Origin of the sequence: Croceicoccus naphthovorans, from assembly GCF_001028705.1 — a bacterium.
Lineage (GTDB): Bacteria > Pseudomonadota > Alphaproteobacteria > Sphingomonadales > Sphingomonadaceae > Croceicoccus > Croceicoccus naphthovorans.
On sequence record NZ_CP011771.1, the window covers coordinates 106,980 to 118,909 of the forward strand.

Sequence of the window (11,930 nt, forward strand, 5' to 3'; positions counted from 1 at the left end):
CCGGTTGCCTTGCCTGTCATCGCGACAGGCAAAGCTCACAACTCTCGCGTTCATCCGGTTTCTCGTTATTGCACCAACCAGAACGCATTTGCAAATGGAGAATGATTCAACTCCATCACATCATGCCGGAAGTCGGCCTGTCCGGCTCACGCCAAGCCTTCGGCCTTGAGCGCGGCACCCACGGCGGGACGCTGCGCGATCTTGCCAGCATAGGCGCCGAGCGCGGGGTAGGCGGCCATGTCGATACCGACGTAGGCTGGCCAACCCAGCATCACGTACAGATAGATGTCGGCAACACTGAAAGCATTGCCAGCATAATGGTCCCGCCCGGCCAATTCCTTATCGAGCGCGGCGAGGTGGTTCTTGACCGATTCCGCGGCCGCCGCCTTCGCTTCGTCGGAAGTGGCGGGGGCGAACAACGGCACGAATGCCTTGTGGAATTCGGAACCGAGGAAGCTGAGACGGCTCAGCAGCCGGTAACGATCGAGGCTGCCTTCGGCCGGTGCCAGGCCCGACGCGGGGTTCTGGTCGGCAATGTACAGCAAGATGGCGGGATTCTCGGTCAGGGTCTCGCCGCTGTCCAGGGTCAGGGCCGGGACCTTGCCGGACGGGTTGACGGTGAGGAAATCCTCGCCCGCCTCGGTCTTGCGCACGGCCAGATCGACCTTGACTGCTTCGAAATCGGCACCGGTTTCGCGCAGGGCAATGTGCGGGGCAAGCGAGCATGCGCCCGGGCTGATGAACAGTTTCATTGTGTTTCTCCTCTTGATTTCTTTTCGATGCCAAATCGATGTTCGGCCGTCAGATCGGAGTCGCCAGCAGCGTCGCGATCCTGTGGGTGTCATAGACGCACATTCGGCTCACCAGCTTGGCCAAACCGTCCTTGATCAGCAGCCGATCGACATATTTCCCGACATTGTAGATGCGGGTCTCACCGTCGTTGCGGGTCTGCAGCACGGCATAGCTTGCTTCGGCCGACACGGTGTCCCCGTCGATCCCGGTCAAGACCGCTCGCGAAATCAGGTGACGGCTGAAATGCTCCGGAAAAACATTTGCCTGGCGCAGCGCCACAACCCGATCGACCAGCATGCCCTTGCTGTCGCAATAAATGACTGCGGCGGGCAGCCCGTTGTCGACGTTTTCGCGGGCGATCACCTGATAAAGGCAATCATCGACAAAGAACTCGGGCCACTCCTCAAGCCGGCCGTCATCCAGACACAGACAGTAAGCGGCGTTCAAGGAATCGACGAGGCCTTGCAAAACAGGATCGACCATGCTCATGCCGATGCCTCCGCACTGACGGCAAGTGCATCACCCATCAGGTTCAGATAGCCTTTCCAGAATCCGCGCACTGCGTTTTCGTCCATGCCCAGCGGCGCGTAATAGCCGCGCACGTCGTCGCCCCCCATTTCGATGAAACTGTGCTTGCCTTCGGCCCCGACCGTGCCCTGCTGGCAAAGCTCGACCGCTTCACCGTCCTCCATCGAAATCAGTCCGGAAGGGCCGACAAGGTTCAGGTTGCGCAGCCGGTGACGGGTCGTTTCCTCATCGTCGTCGGCATAGCCGAAATAAGTCCATACCAGCTCGGTCTTATCGACACCGTGAGTCACAATCTGGCGTGTCGCCAGCGTGTTCTGGATCTGCTGCAGCACGACCGACGGAAACAGCGACTGGATGTGCAAGCCCACATCGTCCTCGATCTCGGGCCGGAATTGCAACAGGCGTTCGTCCTGCAGTTTGGCGGACCCTTGCATTTCGCGATTGGCCTCATCGCCGAACGATCCGTAATCGATGTCACCCTTGGGCTTGGAGAAGGTAAAGACATTGTGAAAGCCCTGCTCGGCCAGCTCACCCGCGCTGTCCTGACTTTGTCGGTAGATTCCGAAAGTCGGGTAGAACAGGTGCAGCAAGCCGCCGTGGTAGCTGTCGCGGCTGTTTTCGGAATAGAGCTTCCAATTGCCCGCCATGTATTGCCGGGAGTAACCCAGTACCTTGATCGGGCGCTGGAAAACGCGGTCGATATACTTGCGCATCACCGGGCCGAGAAAATCGTCAAGCGACTCGATGTCGGCTGAAAAAGTGCCGAACACCATGCCCTTGTAGCTTTCTACCCGGAGCTTCTCGAGCGAGTGACTGGCCAGATCGAAATCCTTTTCGTACCCTCCTACGCCCTTCATCCCGCGCCGGAAGGGTACGCCGACCAGCGTGCCTTCTGAATCGTAAGCCCACTGATGGTAGACGCAGACGAACGCGCCGTCGGCCTGGTTGCCGCGCAACGAACGGCACACCGTCGCGCCCTTGTGCGCGCACCGGTTTACCCAGGCATGAATCTTGCCTTCCTGTCCGCGCACGAGCACCACCGGCGTTTCGCCGAGATGGGTTGCGCGAAAGTCGCCAGCGTTGGGAATCTCGGCCTCAAGCCCAAGGTAGCACCAGGTGCGTCCCTTGAAGATATTGCGCTGCTCGGCGGCGAAAATCTGCGTATCGTGGTAGACTCTATAGTCCACCGCTGTCGGGAGCGAGGGCGCTCCCACTGGGGCCATGGCATTCATTGTGCTTCTCCTGTAAATCCCTGTCCGGATGCGAGCTGACCGCAAATGTGCATCGCGCTGAGCATCATCGCGGCGTCCGCCTTGCCCGTGCCGACAATATCGTAGGCGGTGCCGTGGGCGACCGACATGTGCAGATAGGGCGGACCCATTATGATCACGCAATTGCCCGAAAAGCCCCAGGTCTTTACGGCAATGTGCCCCTGATCGTGGAACATCGCGAGGACCATGTCGAAGCGCCCCTCGATGCACTGGCGGAACACCGAATCCGGCGCAATCGGGCCTTCCACCGCGATGCCCGTTGCCCGCGCCCGTTCAACCCCGGGAAGGATCGCGAGCCGGTCCTCGTCACCCATAGCGTGCGGGTTGAGTCCGGCCACGGCGATCCGCGGACGCGCGATTCCCCAGGACCGCATGGCATCATTGACTTGCCTGATTGCCTTGGCGACGAGGTCGGCGGTGATGACGTCGATCACCTGGCGCAGCGACATGTGATCGGTGAGATGCGCCACCCGCAAAGGACCGGTCAGCAACACCAGATAGCTTTCGCCCGGCGTGGGGCTGATCACCTTGTCGAGTTTTCCGGCCATCTTGAGCGAACCGCTGCTGATCGGTCCCATGACCGTCGCGGCGAAGGAGCCATCCCGGGCCAGCGCGTCGAGCTCGTCCAGCCATTGCGCGGTGGCATGGCCGGCCACTTCGGTATCCACACCCAGTGGCAAAACGCCGTCCGGCAAGGCTCCAGTGTCGATCACGTCGATCACCCCGACATCGTCACTGGGCTGTTCGAACGAACGCATCCGGCGCACCCGGGCCCTCACCCCGGTCATGTCGAGCGCACGCTCCACCGCCGCTGCCGAGCCAAGTAGCACCGGTATCGACACCTCGTGTACCGAACCGTCCGCCAGGGCCTTGACCGTCACTTCGGGTCCGATCCCCGCAGGATCGCCGATCATGGTTCCGACGACGGGACGCTCTTCTGGTGCTGCCATGGGTCGGTCAGATGCTGTAGACATCGAGCATGGTCTGCGCGAGGTCGTTGATGATCACGGTCTTCTTGCGCTTGATCACAAAACTCCCGCCGGCAGGCTCGAGATCATAGAAGGCCGATCCGCTGTAGACGGTTACCGCCCCATCGAGCACGGATGTTACCGTCCAGGATGTGCGCGCCCGCACCAGGCCATCGCCTTCTTCCGTCGAAAGCAGCGTGAACACGTGCGAAGTGCGCGGCCCGGGCGTACTTGCCGAGGACCGCCCGGTGCGAATACGGAAAACCCGATCCTCAAGGCCACCGCGATTGTGATAATAGATCAGCGAGATTTCACGCTGCGGATCAACGGTAAGGCGCTCGCGGTCATCCCAGGCCGGAGCCCAGTATTCCGCGTCTTCCGCGTAGAGCGACAGCCAGGCGTCCCAGTCCTTATCATCCAGCGCTACCGCCTCGCGTCCGAGAAAGCGGTAAACGGCAAGCCAATGCGTATCGGTAGCCGTCATTGCGCCAGCTCCAAGTCGCCCTTGGCAAGAAATTCTGCGGTCTCCTGGTCGATAGCGGAGTTCATCCGGCTGATCCACTCGTCGTGGATAGCTACATAGAGTCCCTCGTCAGCCACTGACGGACTGCTCATCACCGCATCCACCGAAAGGCCGGCGCCGAAACGCCCGGCCTTTTGTTCCCAGCGCGTCGAGCCGCGCGACATGTCGTTCATCCGACCTTCGCCTGCGCCATACCCGGCCTGGCAGTTGTTGAATTCGGTCAGATCGTCCGGGGTCGCCATGCCGCTGGCATTGAAGAAATCCTCGTATTGCCGGATCCTCAGGGCCCGGGCCGAGGCGCTTTCACCCACCGGAGCGATGCAATAGGTCGTGACTTCGGTCTCGTCGACGGAGATCGGCTGGATGATCCTGATCTGGGTGCTGGTCTGATCCATCAGGAAGACGTTGGGGAACAGCTGAAGATTCCGGATGCGTTTGTTCATCCACAGCGCCTTTTCGTCGCCGTAGGTATCCACCATCCAATCGAGGACCTCGAAATTCGGCCGATCCTTGAAATTCGCGTAGTCTGTCCACAGCACAGAATGTCCGTTATGGAAGGAAAACGAGCCGCCGTCCTGCCGATTGATATTGGTGATATCGACCGCCCTAGTGTCGTTCTTGGAGGCACCTTCGACCCGCCGCATCACCGTCATGAAGTAATTGGCGTGGACCGTCCCGACGTGATACCCGTCCAAGCCGTTCTCAACCTGCATCTTCCAGTTGCCGCGATAGCGGTACCGGGTTGCTCCGGGCAGCACTTCCATTTCGCCATGCTGGGATTGGTCGACCAACAGGTCGATGAACGCCTTCGAACCGGCCAGATATTTCTCGAGTGGCAAGACATCGGCCGACAGGCTGCCGAAGATGAACCCGCGGTAAATTTCGAGGCGTGCGATCCGGGGAAGTCCGAAATCGGCGCGGTCGAAACCGGACGCATAGCCTCCCGCCCCTTCTTCGGTGACGTCGAGAAGATCGCCTACGGACGAGTAGGTCCAGCCGTGGAAGGGGCACATGAAATTCTTCCTGTTGCCGGCCTTTTCGCGGCAGACCTTGGCGCCGCGGTGGGCGCAGGCGTTGACCAGTCCGCGGACAGTCCCAGACCGGTCCCGGGTGATGATCACGGGGATCCGCCCCATCTTGGTGGTAAGGAAATCGTGGGGTTTGGCGACCTGGCTTTCGTGAGCGAGGAATATCCAGTTGCGCTCGAAAATGTACTTCATCTCGATATCGAACAGCTCGGCATCAGTGAAAGCGGCGCGGTCGATCTGGTAGATACCCCTCGCCTGATCTTTCACGAGCCACGATTTCAGGCGCTGTTTGATCGCTTGCAAATCGGCAATCCGTCCGACACGCTTTTCTGCGGCTTCCATAACGCTCCACTCCCACTTTGCGGCAGCCGGTCGGACGGCTTCCGCTGAATGACTGGACTCCTTGGCGGTGTTCCCGAATCCGGTCCCGCGCCGCCCGCCCATCACGGGCGAATCGCTGGATCGACGTTCTGTTGCGCTATTCCTACACCAACAAATTACCCGGTGCAACGTATTGCACTATGGAGAACTATCGACTATCGCCTCGACTCGGCCGGCAAGACCGGCGGCAAGACAATCGGCGATGACGGTCCCGCGAGATGCGAGCCGCGTCCTCTGGGAGAGAAAGCAAATGGCAGCAGTCACGGAACTCGGTTACCTTGGGTTGACCGTCACGAACCTCGATGCATGGCGCAGTTATGCTGCCGAAGTGGCCGGCATGGAGGTTGTCGACGAGGGCGAAGGCGACCGCCTCTACCTGCGCATGGACCAGTGGCATCATCGCATCGTGTTGCATGCCTCCGACTCCGACGATCTTGCCTATCTGGGCTGGCGCGTTGCCGATCCGGTGGAATTCGACGCCATAGTGGCAAAGCTGACCGCCGCCGGAATCTCCTTGACGGTGGCAAGCGAGGCCGAAGCTCGCGAGCGGCGCGTGCTCGGTCTTGCCAAGCTGGCTGATCCGGGTGGGAACCCCACCGAAATTTTTTACGGGCCGCAAGTCGACACCCACAAGCCTTTCCATCCTGGGCGCCCCATGTACGGAAAGTTCGTGACCGGATCGGAAGGAATCGGGCATTGCATCCTGCGTCAGGACGATGTTCCCGCGGCGGCGGCGTTCTACGGACTGCTGGGGCTGCGCGGGTCGGTCGAGTATCACTTGCAACTGCCCAACGGGATGGTGGCGCAGCCGTACTTCATGCACTGCAACGAGCGGCAGCATTCGGTCGCTTTCGGGCTTGGCCCGATGGAAAAGCGCATCAACCACCTGATGTTCGAATATACCGACCTCGACGATCTCGGCCTCGCGCACGACATTGTGCGGGCGCGCAAGATCGACGTCGCGCTCCAGCTCGGCAAGCACGCGAATGACCAGGCGCTGACCTTCTACTGCGCCAATCCGTCGGGCTGGCTGTGGGAGTTCGGCTGGGGTGCCCGCAAGGCCCCGAGCCAGCAGGAATATTACACCCGCGACATCTTCGGTCACGGCAACGAGGCCGCAGGCTACGGCATGGATATTCCCCTCGGTTGAGCCTTCCATTAACCGCCAGTTCGGAAGCAAGATTGGAATTGCGAGACGCTATGTCGAACAAACTGCGCCTTTGCCAAGTAGCGGACGTTAAGGATGGTGAACCTGTCGCGGTTTACCAGGAGCAAATGCCTGCGCTTGCCGTCTACAACGTCGATGGCGATGTATTCGTCACCGACAATATGTGCACCCATGGCAATGCCATGCTGACCGATGGCTACCAGGACGGCGGAATCATCGAATGCCCGTTCCATGGTGGTTCCTTCGACATCGCCACCGGAGCAGCCAAAGCCTTTCCCTGCCAGGTTCCGATCAAGACCTACTCAGTCACGATCGACGACGGCTGGGTGTGCATCGATCAGCCGGAAGGGAGCGCCTGAATGCTCCTCGAGTCCCCTACGCGCTACGAGCTGCAGCAACTCGTGACCGAGCTCAATGCGCTCTACGCTGAACTGATCGACGACGACCGGCTGGAAGAGTGGCCGGATCTGTTTGTTTCGGACTGCGTCTACACCGTGATCGCGCGCGAGAATTTCGACCGGCAAATGGATACGTCGGCGATTTATTGCGACAGCCGCGGAATGCTGGCCGATCGCATCGTGTCGCTGCGCAAGGCCAACATCTTCCCGGTGCATGCCTACCGACATATTCTCGGTCCGACCCGAATCGTTTCCGCAACCGGAACGCTCGCCAAGTCGCACACCAGCTATGCGGTCCTTATGACCCGCACTGACGGACGCACCACAATCTACAATTCGGGCAAGTATATCGACGAGATCGACTTGTCTGGCGAGCGCCCCTTGTTCCGCTCAAAGATCGCCGTTTTCGATACCAACCTCATCGACACGATGATGGTTCGCCCGATTTAGTCCGCGACCAGGATTATTGATTATGACCGACACAGCTGTGCTAGACGAGAACCGCTCGAAAACCGCAAACGGAACTGGTCGCCGAGTTCCCTACCGGGTTTTCACCGATCCGGAGTACCACGCGCGCGAGCAGGAAACGATCTTCCAGGGCGAGACCTGGTCTTTCGTGGCGCTCGAGGCGGAAGTGCCCGATGCTGGCGATTTCAAATCGACCTTTATCGGAGAAACCCCGGTCATCGTCACCAGGGCCGCGGATGGCGCCGTTCATGTCGTGGTCAACCGCTGCGCCCATCGCGGGGCCCTGGTGTGCCGCGAACTGCGCGGCAATCGCCCCAATCTCGAATGTGTTTACCACCAATGGGCCTATGACCTCGCCGGCAATCTGATCGGGGTGCCGTTCCGCCGCGGCCTCAAGGGCCAGGGCGGAATGCCCGGCGATTTCGACATGAAGCAGCACGGGCTCAAGCAGCTGCGCGTCGGGATTGTTGGCGGGCTCGTGTTCGCGAGCTTCTCAGAGAGCGTGGTGCCACTGGACGATTTTCTCGGCCCGCTGGTTGTCGAGCATATCGAACGGATCATGCACAAGCCGATCAAGGTTCTGGGCGATCAGCGGCAATACGTTCACGGTAACTGGAAGCTCTATGCCGAGAATACCCGCGATCCCTATCACGCCAGCCTTCTGCACCTGTTCCACAACACGTTCGGTCTCTATCGGTCGACCCAGACCGGCAAAGCACTGATGGATAGCGAGAAGCGGCATTCGCTCCTCTATTCCATCGCCGCCAGCAACGACGATGCCGCCGACAAACAGGCCTATGGCGAATCCAGGACTTTCGATACCGAGTTCAAGCTTCAGGACATGTCGCTGATCAAGGGCCGCCAGGAATTCGATGACGGCATTACCTTGGTTATCCTCGCGGTGTTCCCGAACCTGGTTCTCCAGCAGATTCAGAACACGCTCGCAGTGAGGCAAACCGTGCCCAAGGGTCCCGAAGCGTTCGAACTGGTTTGGACCCACTTCGGTTACGCCGACGACGATGCAGAAATGCAGGCAATCCGGCGCAAGCAGACCAACCTGATCGGTCCGGCCGGGCTGGTTTCGATGGAAGACGGCGAAGCGGTGGAAATCGTCCAGAACGCCATTGCCGGCGAGCAGCAGGCAACCTCCTTCATCGCCATGGGGGGGGGCCGCGCCGAAGATGCCGACCATCTTGTCACCGAAGGCGCCATTATCGGCTTCTGGGACAATTACGAGAAGCTCGTCGGCTTCGGGACCGCACGATGACCCGCAAGATCGACTTCTATTTCGACTTCATCAGTCCCTTCAGCTACCTCGCGCAGCTGAAGCTCCCTGAAATCGCCCGCAAGGCCGGTTGCGAACTCGAATATTGGCCGATCGATATCCCCGAGGCGAAGATCGCGGCGGGGAACTACGGCCCGTCCAATCGCGAGGTGGTTCCGAAAATCAAGGTGATGATGGCGGACCTCAACCGGTGGGCCCGCAAATACGACGCTCCCTTGCGTTTTCCGGCCAGCTTTGCCTGCAAGGACTGGAACTGCGCCACGCTCTATGCGCGCGAGCAGGGCAAGGCGGGAGCATTCGTCGCCGCTGCTTACAATCGCATCTGGGGACAGGGGATCGATCCAAGCGACCGCGAAGAACTGCGCGCCTGCGCAGCCGAAGCCGGGCTTGATGCAGAAGCGTTGACTGCCTTCGTGGACTCGTCACTAGGCCAGAACGAATACCGGAAGGTTCGAAGCCAAGCCTATCAGCGGGGAGTCTTCGGCGCGCCATTAATGTTTGTCGACGATGAAATCTTCTGGGGCAACGACCGCCTGGAGTTCTTGGAAGAGTACTTAGAAAAATAGGGAGAGGAATTTATGTATAAGAAATCGTCAATCGAAACCGCTAAGCGAGTGCTTGCGGTTACCACGAGCTTGACATTGGCCAGCCTCGCGTTGGCTCCCACCGCAACCTATGCTCAGGAAGCCGACGCGGCTGTCCTAGACGAAACTTCGGACGGCGGTCTCGACGAGATCGTGGTCACGGCCCGCAAGCGCGAAGAGAATGCGCAGGAAACGCCGATCGCGGTTACCGCGATGAGCGGCAGCATGATCGAAGACCGGCAAATCGCTAACGTCGCCCAGGTGGCGTCCTACGCACCTAACGTGAATATCCAGCCGGTTGGCAACATCTCGGGTTCGAGTGCGACGCTAACCGCGTTCATCCGTGGCGTTGGACAGACCGACTACAACATCACCGTCGATCCTGGTGTTGGCATCTATGTCGATGGCGTCTATGTCGCCCGATCGATTGGTGGTCTGCTTGAAATGGCGGACATCGCAAATGTCCAGATCCTGCGAGGACCTCAGGGAACTCTGTTCGGCAAGAACACGATTGGCGGCGCGATCCTCGTCAACACGAATGAACCCGGAAACGACTTCGAACTTAAGCTTGAAGCCGCAACCGGACGCTTCAATCGCGCGGATTTCAAGGGCATCGTCAATGTTCCGATCAGCGACACGCTGGCAATGCGCGCGGTCGCTTCCTACGAGACCCGCGACGGCTATCAGCGCCGCCTACTCGATGGTGGGCGTCAAGGCAACAAGGACAGCTTTTCGGGCCGCGTCGCTTTCAAGTGGGAACCGACCGACAATTTCAAGGCGCTTCTCGCCGCCGACGTCAATATTCGGCGCGAGGAGATGGCCGCCAATTATCTGATTGAGAACCGTGATTCGCCGGATCTGCTGCAGTTCCAGACCATCAATGGGCGCGTGGTCAGCATCCCCAGCGCCCCTTTTGCGTACAATAAGCTTCGCGAAGGGGCAGGACAATGTGGCGCTCCTGGCCAACTGGCACCGACCGACAATCCAATCTGCTATTCCTCGCGGTGGGTGACAGGCAACATCGACGAGACCTGGGCGGGAGGGCCAAATCGTTCGAATTTCGATCTTTGGGGCACGAACCTTTCGCTTGAGTATGATTTCGGTAATGTTACTTTGAAGTCGATAAGTGCTTATCGTGACCAAAAATCGACCGTAGACATGGATTTAGACGTGTCTCCGATCGACATGGTTGGTTTTTCGTCCAATGTCCGCATTTGGCAGGCCTCTCAAGAGCTCCAGCTAACGGGTAAGATTCTGGACGATAAGCTGCAGTTTACGATGGGAGCCTATTATCTGAAGGAGAAAGGCAAAGATATTCAGCCTTTGCGCTTTGGATTTGCTGAGTTTTTGAGCGGCGGGCTGGTCGATAACGACAGTTATGCCGGATACTTGCAGTTCTCATACAAGGTGACGGATCGCCTCTCGATTACGCCGGGCATACGTTACACCGACGAGACCAAGCGCTACGATCCCTCGTTGTCGGTAATCACCCGTGACTTCACCGCGGGCATTCCTGGTTTGCCTTATCCCGATGGCGTGTTCATCCAGTTTAGCCGTTGCTTGGTTGGTCAGAACGTCCCGCAGCTGATCGTCGGTGGTCCGTTTGACGGTTTCCCGGATCCGACTTGTGTGGCGTCCGCTACCAACCCGGGTGGAAACCATACCGTTCCGGCGTTCGAAGTTTCAGTTCATTCCAAGGAATGGACCCCGGCATTGTCGGTAAACTACCAGTTCACCGACAATATCATGGGTTATGCGTCCTATTCAAAGGGCTTCAAGAACGGCGGATTCACGCAGAGGACCTTCGCGGAACAATTCACCCCGTCCTTTAAGCCGGAATTCGTCACGTCCTACGAAGTCGGCCTCAAAACCGAACTGTTCGACCGGCGTCTGCGCATGAATGTCGCGGTATTCCAGTCGGACTACAACGAGATGCAGATCGTAGTGAATGAAGGCATTGCGCCGAAGGTCCGCAACGGTGGCGAGGGCCGGATCAAGGGCTTCGAAATCGAAGGCCAGGCAGCCCCTGCCGACTGGTTGCGGATCGATTACGGTGTGGGCTATCTGGACGCATTTTACCGTTCGATTGACCCCGATGCCTTTCCGGTGAACTTGAACTCGAAGTTTTCTTTCGTTCCCGAATGGACAGCGACGCTCGCCGCCAATGCGACTGTTCACGAGAGCGAGATGGGCAAGTTCGTGCTGCGTGGCGACTGGTATCACCAGAGCGGCGCCTTCAAGGACGCTGTCAACGACCCGAGGCTCTATCAGCCCGCCTATAGCGTGTTCGGGGCAAGTGCCTCATTCACCGACGCCAGCGACCATTTCACCGTAACCGCTGGTGTCACCAACCTGAGCGACAAGCGCTACATTCAAGGTGGGTTTGTCCAGCTGGACTCATCGGGCGTTGCCCAGGCAACCTATTCGCGGCCGCGCGAATGGTTCCTCAAGGTCGCCTACAAGTACTGACGGCTCTCCTTGGGGTAACCGTAAGGTCACTCTATCGATTCCGGGGTTGATCCGTTCCGGCGGTTCC

12 protein-coding genes are annotated in these 11,930 nt (G+C 59.3%); 6 read left to right on the forward strand and 6 right to left on the reverse strand.

The genetic code is table 11. The features are described 5' to 3' along the window. Nucleotides 1–146 precede the first annotated feature (146 nt). From gstA to AB433_RS18175, 6 genes are read right to left on the reverse strand one after another with little or no spacing between them, the layout of a single operon-like run. Nucleotides 147–752: a glutathione transferase GstA gene (gstA, locus tag AB433_RS18150; protein WP_007015977.1), complete on the reverse strand. Its 606-nt coding sequence runs from the start codon at nucleotides 750–752 to the stop codon at nucleotides 147–149. A gap of 49 nt (nucleotides 753–801) precedes the next feature. After that, nucleotides 802–1,281, reverse strand: a complete 480-nt coding sequence (locus AB433_RS18155; protein ID WP_007015976.1) for an aromatic-ring-hydroxylating dioxygenase subunit beta — start codon at nucleotides 1,279–1,281, stop codon at nucleotides 802–804. Further along, nucleotides 1,278–2,552 (reverse strand): aromatic ring-hydroxylating dioxygenase subunit alpha, encoded by a 1,275-nt coding sequence (locus AB433_RS18160; RefSeq protein WP_007015975.1) that lies wholly within the window; start codon nucleotides 2,550–2,552, stop codon nucleotides 1,278–1,280. The genes AB433_RS18155 and AB433_RS18160 overlap by 4 nt, the downstream gene beginning before the upstream one ends. Next, nucleotides 2,549–3,565 (reverse strand): PdxA family dehydrogenase, encoded by a 1,017-nt coding sequence (locus AB433_RS18165; RefSeq protein WP_047824522.1) that lies wholly within the window; start codon nucleotides 3,563–3,565, stop codon nucleotides 2,549–2,551. The genes AB433_RS18160 and AB433_RS18165 overlap by 4 nt, the downstream gene beginning before the upstream one ends. Beyond that, nucleotides 3,549–4,043, reverse strand: coding sequence for an aromatic-ring-hydroxylating dioxygenase subunit beta (locus AB433_RS18170; protein WP_007015973.1), 495 nt, complete (start codon nucleotides 4,041–4,043; stop codon nucleotides 3,549–3,551). Before AB433_RS18170 ends, AB433_RS18165 begins: the two co-directional genes overlap by 17 nt. Further along, nucleotides 4,040–5,452 (reverse strand): SRPBCC family protein, encoded by a 1,413-nt coding sequence (locus AB433_RS18175; protein ID WP_007015972.1) that lies wholly within the window; start codon nucleotides 5,450–5,452, stop codon nucleotides 4,040–4,042. The genes AB433_RS18170 and AB433_RS18175 overlap by 4 nt, the downstream gene beginning before the upstream one ends. Before the next feature lie 289 nt (nucleotides 5,453–5,741). Here AB433_RS18175 and bphC point away from each other — a divergent pair, with 289 nt between their 5' ends. From bphC to AB433_RS18205, 6 genes are read left to right on the forward strand one after another with little or no spacing between them, the layout of a single operon-like run. After that, the gene (gene bphC, locus AB433_RS18180) at nucleotides 5,742–6,641 is read left to right on the forward strand and encodes a biphenyl-2,3-diol 1,2-dioxygenase (RefSeq protein WP_007015971.1); all 900 of its coding nucleotides are present in this window, start codon (nucleotides 5,742–5,744) and stop codon (nucleotides 6,639–6,641) included. Nucleotides 6,642–6,691: 50 nt separating this feature from the next. Continuing rightward, a complete protein-coding gene (locus AB433_RS18185; RefSeq protein WP_037485736.1) occupies nucleotides 6,692–7,018 on the forward strand; it encodes a non-heme iron oxygenase ferredoxin subunit in 327 nt (108 codons plus the stop codon). After that, complete coding sequence (locus tag AB433_RS18190) at nucleotides 7,019–7,507, forward strand: aromatic-ring-hydroxylating dioxygenase subunit beta (RefSeq protein WP_007015969.1); 489 nt, start codon at nucleotides 7,019–7,021, stop codon at nucleotides 7,505–7,507. 22 nt (nucleotides 7,508–7,529) lie between these two features. After that, on the forward strand, nucleotides 7,530–8,792 hold the full coding sequence (locus tag AB433_RS18195; RefSeq protein WP_007015968.1) for an aromatic ring-hydroxylating dioxygenase subunit alpha: 1,263 nt from the start codon (nucleotides 7,530–7,532) through the stop codon (nucleotides 8,790–8,792). After that, complete coding sequence (locus AB433_RS18200; protein WP_007015967.1) at nucleotides 8,789–9,376, forward strand: 2-hydroxychromene-2-carboxylate isomerase; 588 nt, start codon at nucleotides 8,789–8,791, stop codon at nucleotides 9,374–9,376. Before AB433_RS18195 ends, AB433_RS18200 begins: the two co-directional genes overlap by 4 nt. 12 nt (nucleotides 9,377–9,388) lie before the next feature. Next, the gene (locus AB433_RS18205; protein WP_047824524.1) at nucleotides 9,389–11,863 is read left to right on the forward strand and encodes a TonB-dependent receptor; all 2,475 of its coding nucleotides are present in this window, start codon (nucleotides 9,389–9,391) and stop codon (nucleotides 11,861–11,863) included. The last annotated feature ends 67 nt before the right edge of the window (nucleotides 11,864–11,930 follow it).